A 25,524-nucleotide genomic window follows, 5' to 3' on the forward strand; every position below is an offset into this window, starting at 1 on the left:
TCACGGAGGAAGCCCCCATGGCCATTGGCGGCTTGATAGGATTACTGGACGACGTTGCCGCATTGGCGAAGTTGACCGCAGCATCACTGGACGATGTGAGCGCAGCCGCTGGGCGAGCAACGGCGAAGGCGGCCGGGGTGGTGTCGCGCCTCGTGCCTATCCAGAGGGCGCATTCTAAATAACGGCGCGGTACCATGCACCCTTACCAACGCCAGCCTCATGAGGCTGGCGTGTTATTACTTGCCGAGGCCTTTTCCATGACCCGCGTCGCCATCTTCGTCGATACCCAGAACGTCTATTACACCGTGCGCGAGGCCTACGGCAAACACTTCGATTACCGCCGTTTCTGGGCCAAGGTGACGGCGAACCGGGAGGTGGTGGCCGCCCGCTGCTACGCCATCGATAAGGGCGATGCCAAGCAGCGCGAGTTCCAAACTATCCTTCGCTCGATTGGGTTTGATGTCCGGCTCAAGCCCTTCATTCAGCGAGCGGACGGCTCCGCCAAGGGCGACTGGGACGTCGGCATCACTCTCGATGCCATCGAATACGCCGAGAAGGTGGATGTGGTGGTGCTGGTGTCCGGCGATGGCGACTTCGATCTGTTAGCCCAGAAAATCCGTGAGGTGCACGGTAAACGTGTCGAGGTCTACGGCGTGCCCCAGCTCACCGCCGCCTCGCTCATCAATGCCGCGAGCGAGTTCATCCCCATCGAGCGTGAGCTGTTGTTGGGCGGATAGCAGCGGCTGAAAGACCGGCTGAGCCGAATACGTTGGCTTATCGGCTCATTTTGTGAGCCGATAAGGGGCGGTAAGGCGGCGAATCCGTCTTATCAAGGCGTCGCCGATTGCCAGAGATCGCTCAATGGCCCCCCGACCGGGCTGAACTCGGGAATCGCCACGCGGGCTGCGCGGTTTTGCGCTTCGCCGAGTCGTGCGGGGTCACCGAGCTCGATCTCGGGCTGCTGGTTAGGGGGATAGGCACCCACCATGCAGAAATCATCGTCGGCGGTCAGACTGGCGTGGCCGACACCGGCAGGTAGTACCAACACATCGCCAGGATAAAGCATCAATGTGCGGCCGTTAGGACCCCCCAGGCGTGCCAGGGTTTGCCCGCGAAAGATACCCAATGCCTCATGAGCCGTTGAGTGAAAGTGATCGAAGTCGTAGAGGTGATAGCGCCAAGCGGGCAGCCAGTGGTGGCGTTGGAACAGGCGTTCGAATGCGTCGGCTCGCTTCTCCGCGTCGCTGGTGTCGACGACATGCCGGTAAATCAGCACCGGTAAGGCGGCGTTGGGATAGCCGGTGGCACCGTCGGCATCCAGGTAGAGTGTGTCGGGTGACGGAGCGTCCATGATGTCCTCCTGAGGCTGATGGAAGCGTTACATGCGTCAGCCTAGCCACTTTTTCTGCCCTTAACAGCGTGGCGCTTGTTTGGGGAGTCTCATGCCTCTGTCAGGCCATCCACCAGGAAGACACGGTAATCGGCGCCCTGGAAGCGGTGCTTGCGGGCCTCTTGGTAGGCGGGGCTTTGGTACCAGGCGCGGGCGGCGGCCATGTCGGGGAAGCGTAGAATCACCGCACCTTCCATGTCGCTGCCTTCCAATACTTCAACATCGCCGTAAAACGCTAGCGGCTGCGGGTCGTGGCCTTCGCGGGCGGCTTTGGCTTTTTCGCTATAGCGCTGCATCTCTTCGCTGTCGTGGGTGCGCTCACGGGTCAAAACGATATAAGCGGGCATTCCTTTCTCCTAGATAAGATGACAAGACGCTCCAGCATACCATTGCCGACGGACGCTGCCTTATGAATCAGGGCGAGTGGGGCCGTCGGTGGGTGTGTACGCGTCCGTTTCGATCACGGCGTCGTCCTCTACCGCGCGTTCGAGCTGGCGGTGCTCTAGGGCAGCGAGTGCGATGCGGTAGCAGTCGTCGATGTGGCTGTTACCCATGTATTTCATGGCGGTAAAGCTGATGCCGCCTGCCACGGCACTGCCGATCAGCGGTACGAACTTGGACGCGCCTTTTGCCGCCACCCGAACGCCCATTTTGCTAAGTAGCGAGACGATGAGGTTCTGGGTGATGTATTTGCCCGCCATCTTGCTGCCGGTGTTGGAGATAGCGGTCATGACGAACAGCTTGCTCTCGGTATCCAGGCCGTCGATTTGCTCCGGTGTCAGGCCAAACTGGCTATTAATTTTGGGGATGATGCGCATCAGAATCGCCACGTCCGAGCCGATATCCAGTCCCGGTACGGGGATGATGGCGGTGCCCGCTGAGAGTCCGGCACTTTTGGTCACCATCGCTTGGCATGTCTTTTTGATGGCCTCGAGTTCTTCCTTCGTTTCGATCATGGGCAGTTCCTTTGGGGGATGGCCGCGCGTCATTTGAGCAAAGATTGGCTGTCGCCACAGCGGGTGTCACTGCAGCTGGGCTGGTGCTCATACAGCGTTTGGATGATTTGGCAGTCGGCGGCTTTGCCGCCCCGGCACTGGTGCACCACTTGGCGCAGCTCGTCCGCTAGCGCCTGCAGTTTGGCAATGCGCGCCTCCAGGTGCGCGAGATGGCGGCTAGCAATGTCATCGGCGGCGCTGCAGTCGGTGTCAGGGTGGTCTGAGAGCGCTAACAGCTCCTGAATGCTGTGCAGGTCTAGCCCCAGGTTGCGGCCATGGCGAATGAAGCTGATGCGCTCGAGCGCCGCCTGGTCGTAGTGTCGGTAGCCCTGTTCACCGCGTTGTGGGGGCGGCAGCAGGCCGAGTTTCTCGTAGTGGCGAATGCTCTCCGGTGAACAGCCGGTGCGGGCGGCCACTTCGCCAATGCGGTAGACGTGTGTCATGGCTTGACCCTGTAACGATGACAGGGTTTAGGCTAGTCCTTATTCCCCGAGTGGACAAGCAGGTGATGACATGACGCTGTTGACCGAGCTGCTGCAAATTGCGCTGACGGCGGCCCCGTGGCTGCTGCTGGGGCTGGTGATTGCCGGCATGATCAAGGCATGGTTGCCAGAAAGCTTGCTACAGCGCTGGATGGGCGGGCGCGGCCTGGGCAGCATCGTGAGGGCGGCGGTGATTGGCATGCCCCTGCCGCTGTGTTCCTGCGGGGCGATTCCCACTGCGATTGCCCTGCACCGGGGCGGCGCGGGACGCGGGCCAACGACCTCGTTTTTGATCAGTACCCCAGGCGTAGGTGTGGACTCCATATTGCTCACCAGCGTGCTGCTAGGCCCGTTGATGGCGGTGGTCCGTGTGGCTGGCGCGTTAGTAACGGCCATTGTGACGGGCCTGCTGGTCGGTTTTACCCGCGATGCTGCAAAAGCCAGCCCCGCCGTCGCTTCCGCTGGCTGTTGCTCCTCGAGCGGTTGCCATGACCATCACGCTAACGCCGATGAGCCGGGTGGCTTGAAAGCGGGGCTGCGCTATGCCTTTAGCGACCTATTGGATGATATCAGCGCGTGGATGTTTGCCGGACTGTTGCTGGCGGGTGTGTTGGTGACGCTGGTGCCGCCGGATACGCTGGCGCAGTTTTCGGGCGGTGTGTTGGCGCTCATGCTGATGGCCGTGGTAGGGGTCCCGCTGTATATCTGTGCGGCGGCGGCTACCCCGGTGGCCGCTGGGTTGCTGTTAGCCGGTATCTCGCCGGGAATGGCGCTGGTGTTCCTGCTGGCAGGGCCGATTACCAGCTTGGCAACGCTGGCCATTTTGCGCCGCGAGTTGGGTAATACCGCGTTGGCGGTCTACCTTGTCTGCGTGCTCACCGTGACCGTGCTAGTCGGCTGGCTGTTCGATGCGGCCGTTGCCTTGGCCGGTTGGAACCCAGTGGAGCAGGCCAGCCAAGTGCAAGAGCTACTGCCCCACTGGTTGGAGTGGTTAGCGTTGGTGGTGCTGGCGCTGGTGGCTATTAGGCCGGTGCGCCGCCGCGTGATGGGGTTTTAAACAAGCGCACGGGCTGGTCACTCGCGCCTCATTGACGCGTCGTCCGGGGTCACGCGCCAAATGGCGTTAGTGAGATCGTCGGCAATGATCAGTGCACCGTCGGGGTCGACGGTCACCCCCACCGGGCGACCACGGGTGCTGCCGTCATCGGTGAGAAAGCCCGAGACGAAATCGACGGGGTCACCGCTGGGCTGGCCATTACTAAAGGGTACGAACACCACTTTGTAGCCAACGGGGTCGGCGCGGTTCCAACTACCGTGCTCGCCAATGAACACCCCGTTGGCAAACTCATCACCCATGGACGCGTTCGAGAAAGCCAGGCCGAGCGGTGCCACGTGGGAGCCTAGGGCATAATCCGGCGCGATGGCACTTTCGACTTTCTCCGGGTTGCGAGGCTGCACGCGGGGGTCGACATGCTGGCCCCAGTAACTGTAGGGCCAGCCGTAAAAGCCGCCTTCTTGAACGGTAGTGAGGTAATCAGGCACGAGATCTGGGCCTAGCTCGTCACGCTCGTTGACCACCGTCCATAGCTGGTCGGTGTCGGGCTGGATCGCCATGGCGGTGGGGTTGCGAAGCCCCGTGGCATAGGGCCGGTGCATGCCGGTGTCAGGGTCGATCTGCCAAATTTCGGCGCGATTGACCTCTGCCTCCATACCGCGCTCGGTGATGTTGCTGTTGGAGCCAATCCCTACATACAGAAACTCCCCATCGGCACTGGCGGTCATCGCTTTGGTCCAGTGGTGGTTGATCTCGGCGGGGAGCTGGGTAACCACCTCGGGTGGTCCGCTGGCCTGGGTTTGGCCCTCTTCGTAATCGAAGCGTACCAGGGCATCCTGGTTGGCGACATAGAGGGTGTCATCGATCAGCGCGAGGCCGTAGGGAGCGTTAAGATCTTCCGCAAAGGTGGTTTGCTCTTCATAGCGGCCGTCGCCATCGCCATCGTGTAACAGTGTCAGCCGGTTACCGCTCTGCACGGAGGTCGTGCCTTGTGATTTGATCAGCCCAGCCACGAAATCCTTTGGCTTGAGAGAGGGGGCGTTACCACCGCTGCCTTCTGCCACCAAAATATCGCCATTGGGCAGCACCAGGGTTTGGCGGGGGATCTGCAAGTCGGTGGCTATCGCGGTAATCGTGTAGCCCTCGGGCACGTTAGGGAGAGTGTCGCCCCACTCGGCGGGTTCGGGCACGCTCATGCTGGGCAGCAGGCCGCGGGAAGGCTCGGGTAGCGTGGGGTTTGGCCCGTAGCGGGTGAACTCTTGGGCGCTGACACTACCGGCTGCCAGCATCAAACAGAGCGGCGCGGCATAACAATGCGGACGTCGTAGAGCGCGCTTCATGGTTTACCTCCGTGGCCAAAACGGGAAAATCCCATCCAAACGGCGGTGCCCGCAAAAATGGTGACCACCATGGAGAGGGCAAAAGCAATCGGCATCATGCCCCAGGCGTCTCGCGAGTGGATCAGGGCGTTCACAAAGCCGAGCACCCACGTGAGCAGCAATAGTGCGGGATAGATCAGGAGAATGATGCTGCGCGACCTGGCACGGAAGAAACTAATGAGGGCGCTAAGCAATGCGAGCCCCGCAAACACCAATCCACCGGCATTTAGCCAAGCGGCGAAGGTGGCCCACTGGATTTGATAGCTATTGGCGTAGGCGTAGTCGCTGAGCGTGGCGCCTAGAAACAGCGGCAGACACCCCACCAAAAACACCGAATGAAAGAGGGGCAGCCCACGTTGATAGGTATGCGTACGGGTAGCTGTCACGGCATGCTCCTTATGCTGATCTAGCGAATGGCACTACCTGGCAGAAGTGATGCTGAGCCTCCTTGCCAAGCAATGGTGTCCTGTAGTGCCTACCCAGTGTAGGACAGCCGCCAAGATTTACCCAAAGCGAAGCAAGCATCGCCTGAAGGTGGCCGCTGAAGTGTATGACGAACGGTTATGCAGGGAGCCGAGCGATGACCTTGATCTCAAAGTCGAATCCCGCCAGCCACGTCACCCCGACCGCCGTCCAGTTGGGGTAGGGCTTTTCTGGAAACGCACGTGCTTTGGCGGCCATCACCGTCTCGAACTGAGTGTCGGGGTCGGTGTGGAAACTCGTCACATCGACGATATCCTCGAAGCTAGCGCCTGCCGCTGTTAAAACTCGCTGCAAATTGTCGAAGGCGAGCTGTACCTGGGCAGCGAAGTCTGGCTCGGGGGAGCCGTCTTCACGGCTGCCAACCTGGCCCGACACGAATAAAAAATCACCGGTGCGGACAGCCGCCGAATAGGCGTTCTGCTCATAAAGCGCCTGGCGGCCCTTGGGGAAAACGACGTCGCGCTTAGCCATGTAACTATCTCCATTCGTAATTAAAAAATGACTCGTTACTGACGGTGATATCACTTTATGGCGGCGACAGGGGGTGGATAAACGGCCAATTCTGTTCAACATTGTTTGGATATTTCAAACAATGTCGAGGCGTTTGATTCAGCCATGGATCGTTTCAATGCTATGCAAGCATTCGCCCGTGTCGTGGAAACGGGCAGCTTCACCAAGGCCGCGGAAACACTTCACTTGAGTAAGACCAGCGTGACGCAGCTCGTGCAGCAATTAGAGGGGCGGCTGCGCGTTAAGCTGTTGAATCGCACCACCCGCAAGGTGAATGTGACCGCAGATGGGGCCGCTTACTATGAGCGAGTCATCAAGCTGCTGGCCGACCTGGACGATGCCGAAACAAGCCTTTCTGCTGCGTCGCTGCAGCCACGCGGCCGACTGAGGGTCGACGTGCCCAGTCCGTTTGCTCGGATGATCTTGATTCCAGCCTTGCCCGCTTTCTACGCTCGGTATCCCGAGATTCAGCTCGATCTAGGGGTGAGTGATCGCAGAGTGGACCTTTTGGAAGAAGGCGTGGACTGCGTCGTTCGCGGCGGAGAGATGACGGACTTATCGTTGGTGGCACGTCGGGTGGGGGATTTGACGATGGGGGTTTATGCCACACCTGGTTATCTGGAAATGCGTGGTTATCCGGCGCACCCGCAGGCGCTGTCACTCCCACCCCACTACATGGTGAATTTCAGGTGGGAGCGGACAAATATGGCGTTTCTCAATACCTTGAGGCGTGATGACGAGAGTGTCACCGTGCAAGGGAGCTACGTGATCTCGGTTGATGACGGGAACGCGGGTTTGGCCGCTGGTTTGGCGGGGCTCGGTGTCCTTTGGCTCCCGGATTATATGGCCCGAGAGCATGTGTCTCGCGGTGACCTGGTGCGTTTGTTTGACGATTGGCACATTGATCCGATGCCCATGTATATCGCTTTTCCACCGAATCGGCACGTGAGTGCCAAGCTGCGCGTGTTCATGAACTGGGTAGAGGCGTTAATGGCTCAGCATGCGCCTCGGGTGGAGCGACGTCGTCAATGAGCACGAAGAGTTATGTCGTTCGTTCCGCCATGAGGCGCGCCAACCGCTCCAACGCCAGATCTAGTCGCTCGACCAAGCCTTTCAGCAGCACGCGGCGATCGCCTGTCACGTTGTCGTGGCGGGCGAGAGCATCATCCAGCTGTTGCCCCGCGTCGAGAATGCCCTGAGGAGGGCGCCCGTTCGCACCCGCTTCAAAACCGTTGGCAAGCGTGCGCAGCAAATGCGCGTGGGCCTCGCGAATGTGTGGGTGCGGCGCGGTATCTAATTGATCTCGCAGGCGTAGGATGGCCGTACCCACGTCGAGCCCGGTGAGCCCCAGTACGAAGAGGTGGCGCTGCTCTTCTGGCAGCAGGTCATCGTGCTGGGCTAGGTGCAGCAGGCGGTCGGCCATATGGCCGCTAAAGCGCGTTTCCGCTTGATGGGTGGCGCGCTTTCTGAGGTCGTTAATGTCGCGGGTAATGGCGTTGATCAGACGCCGTTTACGCAGCTTGGCACCGGGCCCCGGCAGCAAGCGAAAGGCCATGACCACGCTGGTCAAGCCAATCACGACCGCGACTGCCCGGTTGGCAAAGGCATCGAACGAGAAATCCATGCCGTTACCGGGCATGGTCAGCAGAATATTGAAAATCGTAAACGCGAGGCAGTACCCCATGGTGGCCGGCTGGGTGGCGCCGAGTAGCCCCAGAAATAGCGGGGTACCAAAAATCAGCGCCAGCAGCGGGAAGCCGTTGACTTGCGACAGCAGCACATGGCCAAACAGAAACGCGCTGGGAATCGCGGCCAGCATGCCTTTGTAAAACATCATGGTGATGGCAATGGGGTTGTCGCGGCTGGCAAAAAACGCAGAGAACAGCGTTCCCAGCATCATCGCGATCATGGCGCTTTGCCAGGCAGTGACGATCCAAAACGTGGCCAATAGGGCAAACAGCAGCCCCGAGCGGAGGGCGTTGATGCCTGCCGAGAGGTGGTCGCGGTGCCAGGCCAGCGGGGTGGAGCGCAGCCGATGGCGGCTCGGGTGGGCAATGGCCTCGCGGGCATCCAGCATGACCATGGCGTGGCCAATCGTCTCCCGCAGGCCCAAACGAACGCGACGATCCAACGGCGCTTCCGATGTTGGCTCATCGCATGTATGTACATGGGTGCGCAGCGTCTGCAGGGCCGCTCTGGCCTCGGTCACGCCCTTGACGTGCTCGGCATCGCGAAACTCTTGGGCGATGCGGCGGGCGAGTTCGATGCTGTGGGGGGCTAGCCTGTCTGCGTGGTCGAGCATCAGTTGGTGAAGTGCCTGCAGCGTGGCGAAAAAGCGTAGCGTGCGCCGGGTGAGTACGTGGGTGGCGCGCACCCGGCCTGGGCCAGCAGGGCCTTCAAAGCGGGCAGCTTGGCTGTCGGTTTCCAGCACGGTGAGCGGGGTGAGACTGCCGCGCAATGCGTGTTGCATGGCGGTGACGTCGTCGCTGGCATCTAACCGCAACGCCGCGTGGGTGAAGGCCTCGTTGATCACCGTGTCGGCTTGGGTCGCTAAATGCGTGCCCACATGCGATGGCCACAGTAGCGCGCTGACCAGCATGGCGCACAGGGCGCCTAGCCCCAGCTCGGTCATGCGCGCGACGGCGATATCGAAAATGCCCGCCGGGGTGCTGCCGCTGGAAATGACCACGATGAGCATGGCCGTTACGGCCGCCATGAGGCAGCCGTAGGTGTAGTTATTGCGCCACAGCGAGCCGACGTAGGTACACAGCATGATCCAACAGGTCAGCGTCAGCAGGGCAGGCAGCCGTGCCTGGGCAAACAGCGCCATGATGAAGATACCCACCAGGGCGCCCAGCGCGGTGCCCCCTAGCTGGCAAATGCCTTTCTCGACCACCATGCCGCTCATGGGGCAAATTTGTAGAAACGCTGCCGAAATCAACGCCCAGTAGGGGCGCTCCACGTCGAAGGCCAGCGCCACATAAAGCGCCAGCATCATGGCCAGCGTGGTTTTAATGGCAAATTTTACCGCCGTGGCGCTGGGCGTGAGATAGGTGCGTAAGAAGGGCGGCATGGTTACGGCGAAGTGGCCTGAGCACTCGGTTCAGGACGTACGCGCACGGTGGCGGTCATGCCCACGCTGAGCAGGGTGTCGTCGGGAACATCGTCCAAGGTGATGCGCACAGGAATACGCTGCGCTAGTCGCACCCAGCTAAACGTGGGCTGTACTTGGGGAAGCAGCTGTTGATTGAGCGCCGTGTTGCTGTCGGCAATGCCGCGGCCAATTCCCGCGACGCGTCCGTTCAAGTGGGTATTGCCATTCATCAGCACCACTTCGACCGGGTCACCCACCTCGATGGAGGCCATTTTGGTCTCTTCGAAATAGCCCATGACGTAGTAGGAGTCATCGGCGATGAGCGCCATCACTGGCGTACCGCGATTGACGAAGTTGCCGCTGGTGAGTTGAACGTTGAGTACATGCCCTCTCACAGGGGCGACGACCTGGGTACGGGCGAGATCGAGCTGCGCGCTCTCCAGCGCCGACTGCGCCTGTTTGACATCGGCTTCGGCTATCCGCGAGTTGATCTGGGCGATCTGCTGGGCCTCGGCGCTAATGGCCTGGCGGTTGCTCAACTGGTTGCGACGGCCTGCTTCGGCACGGTTGAGCTCCAGGGTGGCTTGCCGATGCTCCAGGGTCGCCTGGGCGCTATCGACGGCGGCTTGGTAGCGGGTATCGTCGATGGTAAACAGCGTGTCGCCCTGGGCAATATAGTCGGTATCGGCAACGTCCAGGCGCTTTACCCAGCCGGTGACGTCGGGGGCGATGGTGATCACGTCCGCATGAATCCGGGCGTCCCGTGTCCAGGGGGTGTAAAGATAGTAGCGCCATAGCCACGCCCCTGCGGCGATGGCGATGGCGACGATCAGTAGCGTCAGCAGCACTCTCAGCGATGGGCGCATAGGCGTGTCTCGATCAGGTAAAAAACATGGGCTCAGCCCATTAGGGATGTGCGAGCACCGTCGCGAATAAAAAAGTGGTGGCGGCGGTCAAGATGATAAACAGCGAAATATCGAACCACGCCTCATACCAAAGCGCGACGTGCCCCACCACCCGATGCAGCAGCGAGCGCACGACCAGGGTGGCAATGAGGCCAATCAGCGCATAGACCAGCAGCGGGCTTATGAAAATACCGCCGATGGCGATCTCTTGAAGTCCCATTCGTCGTCATCCCTTTGAAAACGCTCTAAGAATAGGCGAAGGCCGAGCTGCGGGCCACTTTGACTTTTGCGTCATGATGCTGACTTGTATCACGCTTAGCGTTCGCGGCTCAGGCTCTGCACGGTCAAGTCGAGCGCTTTGTACATATCGAGCCGCGCAGAGCGTCCAATATCGGGATGATTCAGCTCGTTGGCGCGTTCCGAGGGGAGAATCGGCGCGGTGAGATCGTCGGCATCGGTGGGTTCGAAGTCGTACTCTTCGCCGATGGTCATGGCGCTGCGCCTTAGCAGCATGCGTAGCTGAGCCGGAGAGAGCGCGGGGTCGATCGACATCATCGCTGCCAGCAAGCCGCCGACCAGCGGCGTGGCATAAGACGTACCGCAGTGGGCCTCGCCCGTTTCCCCCGCCACGGCGGTGGAGCCATGCACGCAGGCGGCCGCGGTAATATCCACACGCATATCGATATTGGAGGCGTTGCGTTTGACTGCATAACCGGGGTCGTTGACCGGGACGTCTTGCTCGCTGCGCTCGTGCCCGCCCACCACGAAGAGCTGGTCGGTGACGAACGAGGAGGGCAGGCGGTATTCGTCTCGGCTGGAAAACGACGAGGCGTTCCCCGCTGAGTTGACCACCACCACGTCGGGGTGCTCCTCGCGTAGCCATAGGAAGAACTCTTCGAGCAGCTCTTCGTAGCCGCTCATGGCGATGCCGGAGCGTACTAGGGAGTCGACTTCATCGCCGTTGATGTCGATTGCGCCGACGCGGTGGATGCCCCAGCTCCAGTTGATCACTCGGGCACCGTCTTCGACCAAATTCACCGAAGCGGCGACGTTGGCGGTAATGCCTGCATCCGAATTGCGGTCGACGATCACGTCAAATCCTGGGCCAACGTCATCTAGCCCGCGCAGAAAGCCACTGTTGCCGCCCTCGTTCCAGGCGGCGGCGAAGACCCCCGCGACCGTGGTGCCGTGGCCATCCGGTTTGTCGGCGTCGCGGCCGTACACGCAGGTGCGCTGCGCGTCCGCTCGGCAGTCACCCAGATAGTCGGCGAAATCTGGGGCGTCAAAATCGACGTTGCGCTCGATCACCCCAATGCGAATGGGCTGGGTGTCGATCTCATCGCCCGCGCGCCCTATGCGCCGTTGATAGAAGTTCACCGCATCGAGAAAGCGGTTGGCGGCCCACTCTCGATCGTCTTCGGCGGCAGGGGGCGTATCGTTCGGTTCGCGCTCGATGCTCTCCTCGGCGCCGGACTCTTCGGTGACCACTGCATCGACGCTGACCTCATTGCCGAGCCGCAGCACCAGGGCATCCCTCTCATCCAGATCATTCGCGGGCAGACGCAATTGGTAGGTGTTCAACGGGGGGATCATGCCCACGACCTCGGCACCGTACTTATCCGCCAAGCGCCGTGCCTCTTCGGCGCCGTTGTGGCTCTCTTCGATGATCAGGCTGACCAGATTCACATAGGTGCTAATGCCGTCCATGTTATCGGCGACGTCCTCTTGCGTGGCCGCGATTACGTGGCTGCCTCGTAGCGTCAGCCATACCGGATTGCTGGCGCTCTCCTGCTGTTCGATCCATAGCGGGCCGCTCTCGGCCTGCGTCGCGTCGATGTGCAGGCGTAAAAGGTCACCCTGCCGCTCGATGTGATCGGCTGGCAGCGGTTCGCCGTCGAGTTTTACACGGTACGCGGCGCCGTTGAGTCCGCTGACATCGAGACAGAATTCCTGCGTGTCCAGGGTGAGTAAGTTGCCACAGCGCTGTAGCGCTTCGATGCGTAACGGCGCATCGGCGTCGGCCGCTGGTGTCATCATCACCATGCCGCCGACGCACAGTGACATCCATCCCCAGCTCCAGCGTTTCGCGTCCACATACCGTCCTGCCATCCTACTGACTCCTTTCCATCATCCTTGGATCTCACCTAGCCTACATCGCGTAAGCTGAACGCAGCGTGAACACGTCCTCCTCATCGGGCAGTGTCCTTATCGGTCTTGGCCGTCCTAGCGGGTGCGGAGCTTAGGCAGCGTGCGAGCCACCGGCGGCAGGCGCGTTGCCATGATGAGCGCTGCGAGGGCGGCATACATGGCCCACTCCTGCATGTCGGCGCGTACCACCCAGAAAAAGTGCAGCAGCACCAGCCCCAAAATGCCGTAAGAGCATTTGTGCAGCGGCTTCCAGCGTTTACCGAGGCGCTTCATCGCCCAGCGGTTAGAGGTCGCGCCCAGCACGGCGAGACCGATCAGCGCGATCATGCCAACGATGATATAGGGCCGTTTGATGATCTCGCTTCCCAGCCGAGACCAGTCGAGGCCTAAAATGAACAGGGCGTAGCTGAGCAGGTGCAGCGTAGCGTAGGTAAGCGCCCAGAGGCCTAGCTGGCGTCTGATCAGTGCAAAGCCTTTCCAGCGGGTGAGCTTTGTGAGCGGCGTCAGGCAAAGGGTGAGCAGCAGCATCCACAGCCCCCCGGTGCCGATATTGAGCAGCAGATAGCGCCCTGGCTCGGGGCCAGCGGCGTTGTTGGCGACCATCCAGCTCCAGTAGAGCAGCGGCGCGAGCGCGGCTAAAAAAACGCCCGCCCGCCATATCCACCATTTCGTCTGGCCATGGGGGGAGCGACGTGTGTGGCTGCCCATCAGTAGTGCTTCCTCAAGTCCATACCTGCGTAGAGTTCGGCTACCTCGTCGGCGTAACCATTGAACATCAGCGTGTCGATGGTGTTGGTGTTGAACAGGCTGTTGGGCAGTCGACGCTCGGTGGCTTGGCTCCAGCGGGGATGGTCGACCTCGGGGTTGACGTTGGCGTAGAACCCGTACTCGTCGGCAGCGATCTGCTGCCAGGAGTTGAGCGGCTGCTCTTCCACCAGTGAAATACGCACGATCGACTTGATGCTCTTGAAGCCGTATTTCCAGGGCACGACCAAGCGCAGGGGCGCGCCGTTCTGGTTGGGAAGCTCGCGGCCATACATGCCCAGCGCCAAGATCGTCAGCGGATGCATGGCTTCGTCCATGCGCAAGCCTTCCACGTAGGGCCATTCGATGATCGAGAAGGAGGAGCGCTGGCCGCGCATCTGCTCTGGGTCGACCAGGGTTTCGAAGCGAACGTACTTGGCGTTACTGGTGGGCTCGGCACGCCGGATGATGTCCGCCAGCGGGATGCCCAGCCAGGGAATCACCATCGACCAGGCCTCGACGCAGCGCAGGCGATAAATGCGCTCTTCGAACTGGGAGGGTTTGGCAAGGTCTTCGAGTGCTATGCGCCCGCCGTTATTGACTTCGCCGTCGACGACCACGCTCCAGGGCTGCGTTTGTAGGCTGCCCGCGTGGCGGGCCGGATCCCGTTTGTCCGTGCCGAACTCGAAAAAGTTGTTGTAACCGCTGGCATCATCGAAGGGGGCAATGCGATCTTTGTCCGGATCAGTGGGCGTGACGCTGCGCCATTCGGTCTCGCTGATTTTTTCTTGGAGCCAAGGCGGCGCATTGCCCTCGGGAACGTCGGTATACGCATCGCTGGCGTGGACACGCCCTGAGAGCGCAAGCCCAGCACCCAAGCCCGCCATGCCGCCCATGAAGCGTCGCCGGGAGAGATAGATCGATTCAGGCGTGACGTCGGATTCGTGTAGATCACTCGGTTTGGCAATTTTGATCAGCATGGAAGTATCCTGTTTGTGCTCGCCGAAAAGCCGTCGCCGTTTGACGTTGACGGAGAAAAAAGGTTCTACGCTCCTTGTATCATGACATTTAGTGGCGTCGTCTGTGCATAAGTTGAGCGTATTGCCTAACGTGACGAGGAGAGAGACAACACGTTTATTCAAGGCAGTGCCGCTCTGTATCCGCTATACCCTTATGACGCAGAACGCAAACATGGTGGAGAGCCGGATAATGAGTTGGATGCCTGATATCGAGCCAAACTGTCCTGATGCTGGCCGACTGGAGGACATTGAGACGCTGATCGTTCCCCGAGCCCGCGACATCGGCGGTTTCGAGGTGCGTCGAGCGCTGCCTGCTCCGAAAAGACAAATGGTGGGGCCGTTCATCTTCTTCGATCAAATGGGCCCGGCCGAATTCCTGCGTGAAGAGGGCATTGACGTGCGGCCGCACCCGCACATTGGGCTAGCGACGGTCACCTATCTTTACCAGGGGGAGTTTCAGCACCGCGATAGTTTGGGTACGAACCAGATGATTCATCCGGGCGCAGTGAATTGGATGGTCGCGGGTAACGGCGTCACCCACTCGGAGCGAACGAGTTCCGCTACCCGTAAACGGGATCACTCCTTGTTTGGCATTCAAACCTGGGTAGCACTGCCTGAGGCTTATGAGGATAAGCCCGCTAGCTTTGCTCATCACGGTGAAGAGACGCTTCCACTGCTTCGCGGCGAAGGCAAAGAAGTGCGTCTGATTTTGGGGAGTGCCTGGGGCGAGCGCTCCCCCGTGCAGACCTTTTCGGAAATGTTTTATGCCGACGCAGTGTTGGCCCCTGGTGCCAAGCTACCGCTGCCTGATCATCATGAAGATCGTGGGCTTTATGTTACCTCTGGCGCGATTGTCGTGGCAGGCGAGACGTTCGAGGCAGGACGTATGATGGTGTTTCGGCCGGGTGATGCGATGACCGTGATGGCGGGCGAGCAGGGCGCGCGGTTGATGCTTCTGGGGGGCGAAACCCTCAATGGCCCGCGCTATATCTCTTGGAATTTTGTTGCCTCCTCACGTGAAAAGCTGGACGCCGCCAAGCAGGCGTGGGTCGAGGGTGACTTCGAGCACGGCCGTTTCAAGCTGCCGCCAGGAGATGAGCACGAGTTCGTTCCCTTTCCCGGACAGCCTGAACATTAATCTGCGCGCTTGCCTGATGGAGAAACGTGGTCTGTACTTTGGTCCAACATCGACACGGATAGCTCACGAGAGGGCGTGAGCGGGCGGCGCAAGCCGCGGGTTGATGGACGATTATTGGCTCACTTTCACTCAATAAGGCAAGTATGAAAAATCACAGCGCGTGGCCAATGTGGTGTGTGCTGGCCGTTACGCTGCTCTTTACCAGCGTAAGCATGGCGCAGTCACAAGGCGAGGAGAGCGCAGACTCCCGTTGGTTTACCATGGATGCGATCAACACCGGGTTGGATGACGTACCCGAAGAGGCGAAGCGCATGTCGCCGAGGGAGAGCATTCGCAGCTTTTTGAATTTCACCGAAGAGGAAAATTACGCCGATGCGGCGCATTTGCTCAATCTTGCGGATATCGATCCCAGCGAGCAAGCAACGCGTGGGGCTGAGTTGGCTAAACAACTTGCCGAGGTCTTACGCCGCGGCGAGTGGCTAAACGCGTCTAACTTGCCCGGACGCCAGGACGCCGCCATCGAGGACCCTTCCGGCCAGAACCCGCAGGCAGGCCAACCCAGGCGCAACATCGAGCTAGCCGCGTTACGCGTAGACGGACAAGCCTACGATGTGCGTTTGGGTCGCTATCGCGTTGGCGAAGAGGACCCCGTTTGGCTGATCATGCCGGAGAGCGTGTCGTCGATTCCGACGCTTTATGAAGAGTACGGCCCCTCCATGCTGGAGAGCTACATCCCAGAACGTTTCAAGTCCTCGTTTGGCGTCCTGAAAGTCTGGGAGTGGCTGGCAATTCCTGTCTTTCTGGTCATCATTGGTATCGTTGGCGTCGCCACCTATTACCTTGTCGGGCTCATTGCGCGTGTGTTGCCCTCTGGCGTGTCGACCATTTTTGCCGATCAAATCGGCGTGCCGGTCGCGCTGATCGTGATGTCGCTGGTCACTCAGATGCTGCTCGATTATGTGGTGTCGTTTTCGGCCGTGGCTACCACGACGTTTAGAGTACTGCTGATTGCGATCATGGCCTGGGGTGCTGGCACCATTGCGCTGCGATTAGTGGATACCATCATGCTGCGCATGACGCGCCGCTTGGTGGGTGAGATCGATGACACCAAGCCTAGAGACAAGCGTCGCCTGTTAACCTCGCTTTACGCTTTGCGTCGGGTGATTATTTTGATCACCGTCGTGTCGGTGTCGGTTTATGTACTTGGGCAAATCCAGCTGTTTGAGTCTTTAGGCCTATCCATTCTGGCGTCTGCCAGCGTGTTAGCGGTACTGGTGGGTATCGCGGGTCAGGCGGTGTTGGGCAATATTTTGTCCTCGTTTCAGCTCTCGTTGGCCAAACCAATCCGTATTGGCGACTTGGTGATCTTCGAAGGACAGTGGTGCTACGTGGAAGGGATTTTTTATACCTTCATTCGCCTGCGCTCCTGGGATGAGCGGCGGCTGATCGTCCCCGTTACGTACTTTACCTCCAAGCCGTTCGAAAACCTCTCGGTCAAGAGCACCAAAATGTATCGCTTTATGGAGTTAACCCTGCACCTCAGTGCGGATATCTCCCAGGTACGCGAGAAGTTTTTCGAATTCGCCAAGGAAGAAGATAGCGTGATCGAGCACCACAAGCTGCTCTGCTATGTCACTGGCCAAACCGAGCACGCGCAAACGGTCACCTGTTATCTGATGACCTCAGACCCCATGGCAGGCTGGACCGCGGAAATGAACGTCCGCGAGAAGCTGATGGCCTACATACGAGACGAACACCCCGATTGGTGGCCCCGCGACGTGGTGGTGATTAGCCATCATGATATCGCGCGTGGGGAGCGTGCCGCACCAACGAGCGGCCAGCAAAAGAGAGCGACTGGAGAGACCAGCGAGTCAAACGACTCAAGTGATTCGCCGGACGGCAGTGCGGAGTAAGTTCATCAGAGAGGGCAGCGGCTAGACCGCTGCCCTGTTACTAGGGAGATTGTCTGACCTAAGAGGCCAGTTGCGTCTCGGCAAGCCGTTTTGCGCCTGCAAAGTCGGCTTTTCCTGACCCCAAGCGAGGTATCTCTTCCACGGTGAGCCAGTCACTGGGGATCATCAGCGCGGACGTGCCTTGCTGGCGGAGCGCACTCTTGAGCGTTTTGGCATCTAGCGCGGCTTCGCTCAGTAGGACGATCCGTTCGCCTTTGTTGGCATCGGGCAGGCTGACGGCCATCATTGGCGTGTCAGGCTCCTCGATGACCGCCTTGACGGCGGTTTCGACGGCGCTGAGGCTCACCATTTCGCCGCCGATTTTCGCAAAACGCGTGTAGCGGTCGATGAGCGTCAAAAAGCCATCTTCATCGATGAAGCCTTTATCGCCAGTGACGTACCAGCGTTGACCGTCGACGGTTTTGAGTGCCTGCTCGGTACGCTGAGGGTCGTCGAGATACCCCTGCATTACCTGTGGCCCGCTGATCACGATCATGCCTGGCTCAAGGGTGGGCAGCTCCTCGAAGCTCTTAGGATCGACGACCTTGATGCTGGTGCCGGGGAGCGGCATACCGACGGTGCCGGGCTTATTGCCTTTTTGTACCTGCTGGTAGTGAACGCCTGCGGCGTCGGGCAGATTGACGGCCGCCACGGGGGCGGTTTCCGTCGCGCCGTAGCCTTCATAAATAGCTTTGCCGAATTTTTCCGCAAACCCTTCACGCACGCGATCGTCGAGTTTTTCTGCCCCGGCGACCACCACGCGCAGGCTCTTGAGCCTATCGGGCGTGACCTTCGAACTGCGGTTGAACAGTCGCAGCATGCTGGACGTACCGAACATGATGGTGGCGCTGTGTTTGGCGACCGCGTTGGCAACACCCGAGACATCGGTAGGGTCGGGATGACTGACGAGCGGCAGCCCCTCTATCAGTGGGAGTAACTGGGTGACGGTAAAGCCAAACGCATGAAAGAGCGGCAGTGAGGCCATCACCACATCGTCGTGCTGGGTATTGAGCACGTCGGAGGTCTGTTTGATATTGGCCATCAAGTTACGGTGGCTGAGCATGACGCCTTTTGGCTGTCCTTCACTACCGCTGGAGAACAGAATAGCCGCCGTGGCGTCCGCATCCCGGCTATAGCAGAACAGCGCTTGTAACAACCAAGCGGGCAGCAGGCGTACGGCAAGAAACGTTCCGATGCGTTCCAATCGGGAGAAGCCTGCCTGCAAGTCTTCCAAGTAGAGCACCTGCTGGCCTTCCAGGAGTACGTCGACCGCCAGCCCCCGCTGGCTCAGTTTTTCCACGAAGCGCCGCGAGGTCACGACGGTACGTATATCGGCTTGCTGCAGCGCGTAGGCCAGGGCGGCTTGGCTAGTGGTGTAGTTCAAGTTCACCAGCGTTTTGCCCGCCAGCAACGTAGCCATATTGGCCAGCACTCCGGCGGTGCTGGTAGGCAGCAGTAGGCCAAGCGTCGATTCATTGACGCTGCGATGGCGAAAGCGCTTGGCGAGCAGCAGGCTTGCAGTGAGCGCTTGGCCTGCGTTGAGCGGGCGGCTCAAGGTGTCGGCCAACGCCGCTGCCCTGGGACGGCGCTTGACGCTGCGAATCCAAGCGCTGGGCAGTGTGGGGAGCTCATCGATGGCATGCTGCCAGGAGCGGGTGGCTTGCTCGAAAATGCGCCTCTTCAACACATCGGCAGGCGTGTTGTTAGGCAGCGGTTTGCCAAAAGCGACGACGACCGAGCGGTGCAGCGGCGCGTTACGTAGCTCTTTGAGCTTGCTCGACGAGCGTGAGAACTGGCTGCCCCACAAGCCGCGCAGATAAAATGGCACGATGCGCACGTCTGGGTGGGTCTGTTGACAAGCACGCTCATAACCACGGCGCAGCTCGCCGAGCTGGCCGTTGCGGCTGATCGCTCCTTCGGGAAACAGACACACCACTTCACCGGCGTTGAGCTGTTCGGCAACGGCTGCCAGGGCGTTCTCTGCCCCAGCGCCGCGCTCGATGGGAATGCAGCCCAGCGCTTTGAAAAACCAACGCAAGTACCAACGCTGATAAATGCTTTTCAGCATGACGAAGCGTACCGGGCGCGGGCTGGCAATTTGCACCATGGCCCAGTCTACCCAGCTAATGTGATTGCCCAGCAGTAGCACGCCACCCTGGGCGGGCAGATTCTCGAGCCCGTGAACGTCCACTTTATAGCGACGGGTGAGCAAAAAGCTCAACATGAAGCGCACTAGGCTCTGGGGCAGTTTGAAAATCGTATAGCCACCGCCCACCATTGCCACGCTAGCGACCAACAGCAGCAAGTAATGGCTGTCCACGCCTGCCAGCGCAAATAGTGCAGTGAGCACCAAAAAGCCCAGCATCGAGAGGTTTTGTATCCAGTTATTGGCCGCGAGTACCGTGCCTAGCTCGTGGTCTGCCGCATGAAACTGAATCAAGGCGTTGAGCGGCACGATAAACAGCCCGCCCATCATGCCAATGAACACGAAGTTCAGCGCTTGGCTCGTGGGCGTCGTGAACAACGGCAAACACCACAATCCCACCGCGACGCCCACGGCCCCCAGAGGTATTAAGCCGGTTTCGATGCGATTGCGGGAGAGCCTGCTGGCTAACAGCGAGCCCAGGGCGATGCCGATACCGCTGGCGGCGAGAATGGCTTGTAGCACCAGCGTGTTCTCGATGCTGAGCGCCTCTTTGGCATAAGCGGGGAAGGCGGCCAGCAGCACTTGCCCGACCGACCAGAACGTCGCTAAGCCAATGATGGAGAGCCGTAGCACAGGCTGATGGGCAAGAATGCTTAAATTCTCTTTCAGCACGGCGCCGCTACGGTAACGGGCCCAGGTGAGCGGGGTAGCCGCCGGCTGCGCGTCGTCCGGCTTGAGCCGATAAAGAGCGACGACCTGCAGGCCGCTATTAAGCACCAGCAGCCAGCCCAGCGGGGCAATATTGCGTAACAGCTCACCTGGCGTGTGGACGCTAGACGTCACCCAGTGTTCGAAAAGGGCGGTGAATGCCACCGTTCCGGCCAGAATGGCACCAATGGTCACCGCCTGAACGAGCCCGTTGGCTTCGGCGAGCCTCGGTTTACCAAACAGTCCTTTCACTAAGCCGTACTTGGCGGGCGAATAGAACGCCGACTGAATGGCCAGCAGCAGCGTCATTGCAAAGGCAAGCCAAAACCAGCCTTGGTAATAGGCAGCCGTGATGCCTAGCGATACCGCTACCGCCGCCCAGGCGGAGAGCCTGAGCACGCGTACTTTGGGCGTGCTGTCGGCCACATGGCCTGCCGGGCTGAATAGCAAAATGAACGGCAGCAGAATCAGCGCGTTCACCAAGGCGGTGAGCACGACTTGAGTCGCGCCATCATAGCTTTTGAAAATCGTATTCTGAATGACGATTTTATGCCCGAGATCTACGAAAGCGTTGAGAAAAATGGCCATCAAGTAGGGCCAAGCGCCTGCAATGCGCAGCAAAGGTTGCATGGTGTGTCGCCTTAATCGCCGAAAGTGTAGGCACTGTCGGCAAATGGGGTGAGCGTTGCAATACTCACCGTTCAAGTTGCGTTATGGGGGCTTTCCGGTATCGTTATACGCTACTTTTCCACGTGTCGGAGGCCCTGTGAGCCAAACCAGCGCGCTTATCGATACGTTGAAGCGCCAACTGCGCGCCCAAGGTTACACCTATGCCGATGTGGCGCGGTGGCTTGAACTGAGCGAAGCGTCGGTGAAGCGGCTGTTCGCAGATAAGCACGTTACCTTAGAGCGCTTGGAAATAATTTGCGACCGGCTCAATCTGGAATTTTCTGAATTGATCAGCGCCATGCACGCCGATGAGCAGCGGGTGCAGGAATTGACCCAAGCGCAAGAGCAGCGCATCGTCGACGACCGTGAGCTGTTTTTGGTGGCGGTATGTGTGATCAACGGCTATCGCTTCGAAGAGATTCACCACCAATATCGGCTGAGCGAGGCGCAGTGCATTCGCCATTTGCTGACCCTCGAGCAGTTGAAGCTCATCGAGCTGCTGCCAGACAATCGTATTCGTCGACGGGTGGCGGCGAATTTTCGCTGGCGCCCCGGCGGTCCGATTCAGCAATTTTTCCAGCAGCACATCGCCACCGAGTTTTTTCAGTCGCGGTTCGATCGCGATACCGAAAAGCTCATGGTGCTCAATGGCCTGCTCTCCCAGGCGGGCAGCGCCGAATGGCAGCAGATCATGCAGCGCCTAGCCAATGAGTTTCACGCGCTGTGCGAACGAGAAAGCAACCTGCCCCTGCAACAGCGCTTTGGCACCACCTCGGTGCTGGCGGTGCGTCAGTGGCAGTCCACGCTATTTAAAGATGTGTCCCGCACTGCCATGCCCAACAAACGCCCTAACGAGACTTCTTTGTGACCCATCGATCTCCTTTTCAGGCTCTGGCCTGCCCGTTAGACGGCGAACCGCTCCATTTGGAAGGCGGCACCTGGCGGTGTGCGTCAAACCACAGTTTCGATGTGGCCAAACAGGGGTACGTGAATTTGCTGCCCGTTCAGCAGAAGCGTTCCACCGACCCCGGCGACAGCAAAGCCATGGTGGCGGCACGTCAGCGTTTTTTGGCGGCGGGTGAGTATGCGCCCATTGCCGAGGCGCTGAGCCAGGCGGTCGTGAGCCACGCCGATCAGACACAGGCAGAGACGTATTGCTGCCTGGATGCTGGCTGTGGCGAGGGGTACTACTTACGCCAGTTGGCCCACAACGTTCCCGAGTCGCAGGCGCTGTCACTATTGGGGCTGGATATCTCGAAGTGGGCGGTGCAGTCGGCGGCGAAGCAGGACGATAAACAGGCACCCATTTGTCGCTGGGTTGTCGGCAGTAATGCCCAATTGCCGATTCAGTCGGCAAGCGTGGATAGCGTGCTGTGCATGTTTGGCTTTCCGGTGTATAGCGAGTTTGCGCGTGTGCTTAAAACGGGCGGGCAGCTGATTCAGGTTGACGCGGGGCCGCAGCACCTGCGCGAGCTACGGGACATTATTTACCCCACCTTAAAACCTACTCGTGAGAAAGAAACCAACGTACCGGAAGGGTTTGCCCGCCGCGCTTCCGAGCAGATTTGCTACGCTATTTCGTTAGAAGGGGGAGACGTTATCCGCGATTTGCTGACCATGACGCCACATTTGTATCGTGCCAGTGCGGAGGGGCGCGAAAAAGCGGCTGCTTTAGATCAGCTGACGCTCACGATCGATGCCCAGCTCACCGTATGGGAGAGGGATTGACGTATAAACGCAAAAAGGCCCGCCGAGGCGGGCCTTTTTGTTGAACCGTTCACCTAGAGGGCAAAGGTTCTAGCAATCTTATCAGTGCTATCGAAAGCGATAGAACTTAGGAGATTTGCTTGATGTTAGACGCCTGAAGGCCTTTTTTGCCCTGGGTAACGTCGAAGGAGACGTTAGCGCCTTCTTGCAGGGTTTTGAAGCCGTCGGCCTGAATTTCGGAGAAGTGTGCAAACAGGTCGTCACCACCGTCAGAAGGAGCGATGAAGCCGAAGCCTTTGGTGTCGTTGAACCATTTAACTGTGCCAGTTGCCATTGTGTAGATCCTTTTGCGCGAATGCGCTGTCGTAAAGTTCCTGGTATGACCCAGATGAAGTAGCGGGTGAAACAAGGAATACAAGATCAGGCAGCCGAAAAAGATCGTACGCTTCTGAAACCATGCTGCTTGCTAACCACTGGCGCTACAGTGTCATGCTTCCAGGGTTAGGTCAAAGCCTTTCGCGTTTATTTTACGATGACCGCTGAGCGTCAATCATTTCCAGCCCATCTTCCAAATGCTGGCATCTTTGAGTGCTTGCCAGGGCAGCGTGCTTTCTCGGTGGGAGTGCACCGCTTCAAGCACCACGTCAACGACATTTTCCTCCTCGTCACGGAGCAGTTGCGTCACGATGAAGTGTTTCTCCTTATGTCGGGGAGTCACGGCAGTCCATTTGCTGTGGTGTAACTTGTTGGGGTTGATGCGGTTCATTAAGGCTCCAAGTTCAGTAGATCGGCAGCGTTCGTGAAGGAGGCTGTGCGTGTGGTCAAAGGGGCCGTGCTAAGCTATTTCACCTACGTGACATGCTCACGCGCTATCGCTCTCTATGTCAGCCATTCATAGTGATGGTTCATGGCATGGTAGGTTCCACGGATTTATCTGGACAGGACATTCAATGACATATCTCTGGAAGCGCTATCTTCAAGCATCGCTCATCCTCCGTGTGACGATTGCGCTGATACTGGGCGTGCTGGTGGGCATCGTGGGTGGTGACGAAGTGACCGTTTGGCTAGCGCCCGTGGGGGATTTACTGCTCCGGCTACTGACGTTTCTGATCGTTCCCATCGTGCTGTTCACCCTCATGGTTGGGGTGAACCAATCACGGGAAGGCAGTGCCGGCCGTGTGGGCGGTAAGGTGTTCCTCTACTACTTAGGCTCTTCTGCGCTGGCCATTACGGTGGGGCTGACCGTTGCCACTCTATTTAGCCCGGGCAGCGGCATGACGCTCAACGACAGCGCGAGTTTTTCGGTGCCCGACAACCCTGGCGTGGTCGATGCTCTGCTCAACATCGTGCCGAACAACATCGTGGGTGCCTTTGCCGAGCTCAATATGCTGGGCATCATCTTTACCGCGCTGGTGTTTGGTATTGCGCTGCTCAAAATGCGTCAGTCGGAGCAGCAGCATGCGCTGGGTGAGCAGCTTTACCAAGTGATCGAGGGGCTGAATGCCGTCACGCTCAAAGTGATGTCGGGCGTGCTGCATTTTGTGCCCATTGGCGTTTTTGCCATCGTTGCCGAAACGGTGAGCCAGCAGGGTATGGAAACACTGCTGTCGTTGGGCGATATGGTAATGGTGCTGTATATCGCACTCGGAGCGCAGCTATTGATTTACTGTGCGGTCATGCTGCTGTTCGGTGTGAGGTTGCGCACCTTTTTCGGTGAGGCGCGCACGCCGATGGCCACTGCATTCGCAACCCAAAGTAGCTCCGGTACGTTACCCATCACGATCAACGCCGCACAGCGGCTGGGCATTCCGAAAAGCATTTATGGCTTTAGCTTGCCGCTGGGGGCAACGCTCAATATGGACGGTGCCGCCATCCGTATTGCCATTTCAGCGGTGTTTGCCGCCAACGTCATGGGAGCTCCTCTCGACTTCATGAGCATGGTGCAAATCGTACTGATTGGTACGCTGGTCACGGTGGGCACCGCCGGGGTGCCGGGTGCGGGCATTATCATGATCGCCACCGTGTTCGCGCAAGTGGGGCTGCCCATTGAAACCGTGGCGCTACTCACTGCCATCGATGCGTTGGTCGGCATGGGGGCAACGGCGTTGAATGTCACGGGGGATTTGGTGGGTACCTCTGTGATTGCCAAAAGTGAAGGGCATTCACTCGCTGAAACGCCTGACGAAGCGGGCGGTCAGGCGGCGGAAAACGGTTGATACGCGTTTTGACGATAGGAGTACACCATGATTTACGAACGTGAGTATCGTTATTTGCAGCGTGCCGTGGTACTAGCTGAAGAGGCGCTCGATGCGGGAGACGAGCCTTTTGGCAGCGTATTGGTCAGCGCTCAAGGCGAGATACTGGCGGAAGACCGCAACCGCATTGCTGGCGGTGACGCGACGCAGCACCCTGAATTTGCTCTAGCGCGTTGGGCGGCGAATCATCTCACGCCGGAAGCGCGTGCGGCTGCGACGGTGTATACCTCGGGTGAACATTGCCCCATGTGCGCGGCCGCCCATGGCTGGGTGGGGCTGGGGCGCATTGTTTACGTCAGTTCGACCGAACAGTTATGTCAGTGGCTCGCCGAGTGGGGCGTGGCCGCACCGCCCGTAGCAACGCTATCGATCAACGAAGTAGTGCCAGGGCTTACGGTAGAAGGTCCGGTACCTGGCCTGGACGAGCAGGTTCACGCTTTGCATCGCCGTTTGCACGGCAAGTAACCGAGCCGTATCAGCTAGGGTTAAAGAGAACTAGGGTTAAAAGAGAACGCCGCTTTGCGCAAGGCAAGGCGGCGTTTGTTAAACTCAATACGTCACGAGTGGCTAGTGCTTAAGAATGACGTAGAAGGCGTGGATGATGCCTGGAATGAAGCCAAAGAGCGTCAGCAGGATGTTGAGCCAGAAATGTCCCTTAAAGCCGACCTCGAAAAATACCCCGAGTGGGGGAAAGATCACTGCAAAAATCATCTTGATCGGGTCAGTCGCGGTAAATGCCATGTAGC

27 protein-coding genes are annotated in these 25,524 nt (G+C 59.2%); 10 read left to right on the top strand and 17 right to left on the bottom strand.

The genetic code is table 11. The features are described 5' to 3' along the window. Nucleotides 1-17 precede the first annotated feature (17 nt). Both FHJ80_RS00860 and FHJ80_RS00865 read left to right on the top strand, forming a co-directional pair. The gene (locus FHJ80_RS00860; RefSeq protein WP_139525184.1) at nt 18-182 is read left to right on the top strand and encodes a DUF808 family protein; all 165 of its coding nucleotides are present in this window, start codon (nt 18-20) and stop codon (nt 180-182) included. 75 nt (nt 183-257) lie between these two features. Further along, a complete protein-coding gene (locus FHJ80_RS00865; protein ID WP_139525660.1) occupies nt 258-737 on the top strand; it encodes an NYN domain-containing protein in 480 nt (159 codons plus the stop codon). Between the two features lie 92 nt (nt 738-829). Here FHJ80_RS00865 and FHJ80_RS00870 read toward each other — a convergent pair whose 3' ends face one another. From FHJ80_RS00870 to FHJ80_RS00885, 4 genes are all read right to left on the bottom strand, one after another. Continuing rightward, a complete protein-coding gene (locus FHJ80_RS00870; RefSeq protein ID WP_139525185.1) occupies nt 830-1,351 on the bottom strand; it encodes a cupin in 522 nt (173 codons plus the stop codon). 89 nt (nt 1,352-1,440) lie between these two features. Beyond that, on the bottom strand, nt 1,441-1,737 hold the full coding sequence (locus FHJ80_RS00875; protein WP_139525186.1) for a DUF1330 domain-containing protein: 297 nt from the start codon (nt 1,735-1,737) through the stop codon (nt 1,441-1,443). Nucleotides 1,738-1,797: 60 nt separating this feature from the next. Continuing rightward, the gene (locus FHJ80_RS00880) at nt 1,798-2,346 is read right to left on the bottom strand and encodes a hypothetical protein (protein WP_231125512.1); all 549 of its coding nucleotides are present in this window, start codon (nt 2,344-2,346) and stop codon (nt 1,798-1,800) included. 29 nt (nt 2,347-2,375) lie between these two features. Then, complete coding sequence (locus tag FHJ80_RS00885) at nt 2,376-2,828, bottom strand: helix-turn-helix domain-containing protein (RefSeq protein WP_054641266.1); 453 nt, start codon at nt 2,826-2,828, stop codon at nt 2,376-2,378. A 70-nt stretch (nt 2,829-2,898) separates the two neighbouring features. Here FHJ80_RS00885 and FHJ80_RS00890 point away from each other — a divergent pair, with 70 nt between their 5' ends. Further along, nucleotides 2,899-3,924: an SO_0444 family Cu/Zn efflux transporter gene (locus FHJ80_RS00890; protein WP_139525187.1), complete on the top strand. Its 1,026-nt coding sequence runs from the start codon at nt 2,899-2,901 to the stop codon at nt 3,922-3,924. A 17-nt stretch (nt 3,925-3,941) separates the two neighbouring features. Here the strand turns inward: FHJ80_RS00890 and FHJ80_RS00895 are convergent, their stop codons facing one another. From FHJ80_RS00895 to FHJ80_RS00905, 3 genes are all read right to left on the bottom strand, one after another. Continuing rightward, nucleotides 3,942-5,261 carry a sorbosone dehydrogenase family protein gene (locus tag FHJ80_RS00895; protein ID WP_139525188.1) on the bottom strand — a complete coding sequence of 440 codons (1,320 nt, stop codon included), beginning with the start codon at nt 5,259-5,261 and terminating at the stop codon, nt 3,942-3,944. After that, nucleotides 5,258-5,686: a hypothetical protein gene (locus FHJ80_RS00900; protein WP_139525189.1), complete on the bottom strand. Its 429-nt coding sequence runs from the start codon at nt 5,684-5,686 to the stop codon at nt 5,258-5,260. The genes FHJ80_RS00895 and FHJ80_RS00900 overlap by 4 nt, the downstream gene beginning before the upstream one ends. Before the next feature lie 175 nt (nt 5,687-5,861). Beyond that, nucleotides 5,862-6,254 (bottom strand): RidA family protein, encoded by a 393-nt coding sequence (locus FHJ80_RS00905; protein ID WP_054641267.1) that lies wholly within the window; start codon nt 6,252-6,254, stop codon nt 5,862-5,864. Nucleotides 6,255-6,398: 144 nt separating this feature from the next. On the opposite strand from FHJ80_RS00905, the gene FHJ80_RS00910 reads away from it, so the two are divergent. After that, entirely contained in the window at nt 6,399-7,325 is a 927-nt protein-coding gene (locus FHJ80_RS00910; protein WP_139525190.1) for a LysR family transcriptional regulator, read from the top strand. A gap of 10 nt (nt 7,326-7,335) precedes the next feature. Here FHJ80_RS00910 and FHJ80_RS00915 read toward each other — a convergent pair whose 3' ends face one another. The 6 genes from FHJ80_RS00915 to msrP all read right to left on the bottom strand — a co-directional run bounded on the left by FHJ80_RS00915 (nt 7,336) and on the right by msrP (nt 14,164). Further along, entirely contained in the window at nt 7,336-9,366 is a 2,031-nt protein-coding gene (locus FHJ80_RS00915; protein ID WP_139525191.1) for an FUSC family protein, read from the bottom strand. Between the two features lie 2 nt (nt 9,367-9,368). Continuing rightward, nucleotides 9,369-10,253: an HlyD family secretion protein gene (locus FHJ80_RS00920; RefSeq protein ID WP_139525192.1), complete on the bottom strand. Its 885-nt coding sequence runs from the start codon at nt 10,251-10,253 to the stop codon at nt 9,369-9,371. Nucleotides 10,254-10,293: 40 nt separating this feature from the next. Next, a complete protein-coding gene (locus FHJ80_RS00925) occupies nt 10,294-10,512 on the bottom strand; it encodes a DUF1656 domain-containing protein (RefSeq protein ID WP_139525193.1) in 219 nt (72 codons plus the stop codon). Nucleotides 10,513-10,607: 95 nt separating this feature from the next. After that, nucleotides 10,608-12,401 carry a S8/S53 family peptidase gene (locus FHJ80_RS00930; RefSeq protein ID WP_218013954.1) on the bottom strand — a complete coding sequence of 598 codons (1,794 nt, stop codon included), beginning with the start codon at nt 12,399-12,401 and terminating at the stop codon, nt 10,608-10,610. 114 nt (nt 12,402-12,515) lie between these two features. Next, nucleotides 12,516-13,148 (bottom strand): protein-methionine-sulfoxide reductase heme-binding subunit MsrQ, encoded by a 633-nt coding sequence (gene msrQ / locus FHJ80_RS00935; protein ID WP_139525194.1) that lies wholly within the window; start codon nt 13,146-13,148, stop codon nt 12,516-12,518. Then, on the bottom strand, nt 13,148-14,164 hold the full coding sequence (msrP, locus tag FHJ80_RS00940; RefSeq protein WP_054641270.1) for a protein-methionine-sulfoxide reductase catalytic subunit MsrP: 1,017 nt from the start codon (nt 14,162-14,164) through the stop codon (nt 13,148-13,150). The genes msrQ and msrP overlap by 1 nt, the downstream gene beginning before the upstream one ends. Before the next feature lie 229 nt (nt 14,165-14,393). Between msrP and FHJ80_RS00945 the strand changes: the two genes are divergently transcribed. Together FHJ80_RS00945 and FHJ80_RS00950 are read left to right on the top strand one after the other, a co-directional pair. Then, nucleotides 14,394-15,341 carry a pirin family protein gene (locus tag FHJ80_RS00945; protein WP_139525195.1) on the top strand — a complete coding sequence of 316 codons (948 nt, stop codon included), beginning with the start codon at nt 14,394-14,396 and terminating at the stop codon, nt 15,339-15,341. Nucleotides 15,342-15,484: 143 nt separating this feature from the next. Further along, nucleotides 15,485-17,254 carry a mechanosensitive ion channel family protein gene (locus tag FHJ80_RS00950; RefSeq protein ID WP_139525196.1) on the top strand — a complete coding sequence of 590 codons (1,770 nt, stop codon included), beginning with the start codon at nt 15,485-15,487 and terminating at the stop codon, nt 17,252-17,254. A 58-nt stretch (nt 17,255-17,312) separates the two neighbouring features. Here the strand turns inward: FHJ80_RS00950 and FHJ80_RS00955 are convergent, their stop codons facing one another. Next, on the bottom strand, nt 17,313-20,777 hold the full coding sequence (locus tag FHJ80_RS00955) for an acyl-[ACP]--phospholipid O-acyltransferase (protein ID WP_139525197.1): 3,465 nt from the start codon (nt 20,775-20,777) through the stop codon (nt 17,313-17,315). Nucleotides 20,778-20,913: 136 nt separating this feature from the next. Here FHJ80_RS00955 and FHJ80_RS00960 point away from each other — a divergent pair, with 136 nt between their 5' ends. Next, the gene (locus tag FHJ80_RS00960) at nt 20,914-21,684 is read left to right on the top strand and encodes a helix-turn-helix transcriptional regulator (protein ID WP_139525198.1); all 771 of its coding nucleotides are present in this window, start codon (nt 20,914-20,916) and stop codon (nt 21,682-21,684) included. After that, nucleotides 21,681-22,544: a putative RNA methyltransferase gene (locus FHJ80_RS00965; RefSeq protein ID WP_139525199.1), complete on the top strand. Its 864-nt coding sequence runs from the start codon at nt 21,681-21,683 to the stop codon at nt 22,542-22,544. Before FHJ80_RS00960 ends, FHJ80_RS00965 begins: the two co-directional genes overlap by 4 nt. Nucleotides 22,545-22,650: 106 nt before the next feature. Here the strand turns inward: FHJ80_RS00965 and FHJ80_RS00970 are convergent, their stop codons facing one another. Next, a complete protein-coding gene (locus FHJ80_RS00970) occupies nt 22,651-22,857 on the bottom strand; it encodes a cold-shock protein (protein WP_054641274.1) in 207 nt (68 codons plus the stop codon). Between the two features lie 216 nt (nt 22,858-23,073). Continuing rightward, nucleotides 23,074-23,289 carry a TIGR02450 family Trp-rich protein gene (locus tag FHJ80_RS00975; RefSeq protein WP_054641275.1) on the bottom strand — a complete coding sequence of 72 codons (216 nt, stop codon included), beginning with the start codon at nt 23,287-23,289 and terminating at the stop codon, nt 23,074-23,076. A 184-nt stretch (nt 23,290-23,473) separates the two neighbouring features. Between FHJ80_RS00975 and FHJ80_RS00980 the strand changes: the two genes are divergently transcribed. Further along, a complete protein-coding gene (locus tag FHJ80_RS00980; RefSeq protein WP_139525200.1) occupies nt 23,474-24,739 on the top strand; it encodes a dicarboxylate/amino acid:cation symporter in 1,266 nt (421 codons plus the stop codon). A 27-nt stretch (nt 24,740-24,766) separates the two neighbouring features. Next, the gene (locus FHJ80_RS00985) at nt 24,767-25,243 is read left to right on the top strand and encodes a nucleoside deaminase (RefSeq protein WP_139525201.1); all 477 of its coding nucleotides are present in this window, start codon (nt 24,767-24,769) and stop codon (nt 25,241-25,243) included. A gap of 102 nt (nt 25,244-25,345) precedes the next feature. Here FHJ80_RS00985 and FHJ80_RS00990 read toward each other — a convergent pair whose 3' ends face one another. Continuing rightward, nucleotides 25,346-25,519 carry a YqaE/Pmp3 family membrane protein gene (locus FHJ80_RS00990; RefSeq protein ID WP_044629799.1) on the bottom strand — a complete coding sequence of 58 codons (174 nt, stop codon included), beginning with the start codon at nt 25,517-25,519 and terminating at the stop codon, nt 25,346-25,348. Nucleotides 25,520-25,524 lie beyond the last annotated feature (5 nt).

The sequence above is a fragment of the Halomonas sp. BL6 genome (genome assembly GCF_006228115.1).
Lineage (GTDB): Bacteria > Pseudomonadota > Gammaproteobacteria > Pseudomonadales > Halomonadaceae > Vreelandella > Vreelandella piezotolerans.

Bases quoted from the DNA above. Each gene is read 5' to 3' on its own strand.
- FHJ80_RS00885 (WP_054641266.1), bottom strand. From the start codon at position 2,828: ATGACACACGTCTACCGCATTGGCGAAGTGGCCGCCCGCACCGGCTGT.
- FHJ80_RS00915 (WP_139525191.1), bottom strand. From the start codon at position 9,366: ATGCCGCCCTTCTTACGCACCTATCTCACGCCCAGCGCCACGGCGGTA.
- FHJ80_RS00920 (WP_139525192.1), bottom strand. From the start codon at position 10,253: ATGCGCCCATCGCTGAGAGTGCTGCTGACGCTACTGATCGTCGCCATC.
- FHJ80_RS00985 (WP_139525201.1), top strand. From the start codon at position 24,767: ATGATTTACGAACGTGAGTATCGTTATTTGCAGCGTGCCGTGGTACTA.
- FHJ80_RS00930 (WP_218013954.1), bottom strand. From the start codon at position 12,401: ATGGCAGGACGGTATGTGGACGCGAAACGCTGGAGCTGGGGATGGATG.
- FHJ80_RS00875 (WP_139525186.1), bottom strand. From the start codon at position 1,737: ATGCCCGCTTATATCGTTTTGACCCGTGAGCGCACCCACGACAGCGAA.
- FHJ80_RS00860 (WP_139525184.1), top strand. From the start codon at position 18: ATGGCCATTGGCGGCTTGATAGGATTACTGGACGACGTTGCCGCATTG.
- FHJ80_RS00925 (WP_139525193.1), bottom strand. From the start codon at position 10,512: ATGGGACTTCAAGAGATCGCCATCGGCGGTATTTTCATAAGCCCGCTG.
- FHJ80_RS00905 (WP_054641267.1), bottom strand. From the start codon at position 6,254: ATGGCTAAGCGCGACGTCGTTTTCCCCAAGGGCCGCCAGGCGCTTTAT.
- FHJ80_RS00910 (WP_139525190.1), top strand. From the start codon at position 6,399: ATGGATCGTTTCAATGCTATGCAAGCATTCGCCCGTGTCGTGGAAACG.
- FHJ80_RS00870 (WP_139525185.1), bottom strand. From the start codon at position 1,351: ATGGACGCTCCGTCACCCGACACACTCTACCTGGATGCCGACGGTGCC.
- msrP (WP_054641270.1), bottom strand. From the start codon at position 14,164: ATGCTGATCAAAATTGCCAAACCGAGTGATCTACACGAATCCGACGTC.
- FHJ80_RS00890 (WP_139525187.1), top strand. From the start codon at position 2,899: ATGACGCTGTTGACCGAGCTGCTGCAAATTGCGCTGACGGCGGCCCCG.
- FHJ80_RS00955 (WP_139525197.1), bottom strand. From the start codon at position 20,777: ATGCAACCTTTGCTGCGCATTGCAGGCGCTTGGCCCTACTTGATGGCC.
- FHJ80_RS00895 (WP_139525188.1), bottom strand. From the start codon at position 5,261: ATGAAGCGCGCTCTACGACGTCCGCATTGTTATGCCGCGCCGCTCTGT.
- FHJ80_RS00865 (WP_139525660.1), top strand. From the start codon at position 258: ATGACCCGCGTCGCCATCTTCGTCGATACCCAGAACGTCTATTACACC.
- FHJ80_RS00975 (WP_054641275.1), bottom strand. From the start codon at position 23,289: ATGAACCGCATCAACCCCAACAAGTTACACCACAGCAAATGGACTGCC.
- FHJ80_RS00970 (WP_054641274.1), bottom strand. From the start codon at position 22,857: ATGGCAACTGGCACAGTTAAATGGTTCAACGACACCAAAGGCTTCGGC.
- FHJ80_RS00990 (WP_044629799.1), bottom strand. From the start codon at position 25,519: ATGGCATTTACCGCGACTGACCCGATCAAGATGATTTTTGCAGTGATC.
- FHJ80_RS00980 (WP_139525200.1), top strand. From the start codon at position 23,474: ATGACATATCTCTGGAAGCGCTATCTTCAAGCATCGCTCATCCTCCGT.
- FHJ80_RS00880 (WP_231125512.1), bottom strand. From the start codon at position 2,346: ATGATCGAAACGAAGGAAGAACTCGAGGCCATCAAAAAGACATGCCAA.
- msrQ (WP_139525194.1), bottom strand. From the start codon at position 13,148: ATGGGCAGCCACACACGTCGCTCCCCCCATGGCCAGACGAAATGGTGG.
- FHJ80_RS00945 (WP_139525195.1), top strand. From the start codon at position 14,394: ATGAGTTGGATGCCTGATATCGAGCCAAACTGTCCTGATGCTGGCCGA.
- FHJ80_RS00950 (WP_139525196.1), top strand. From the start codon at position 15,485: ATGAAAAATCACAGCGCGTGGCCAATGTGGTGTGTGCTGGCCGTTACG.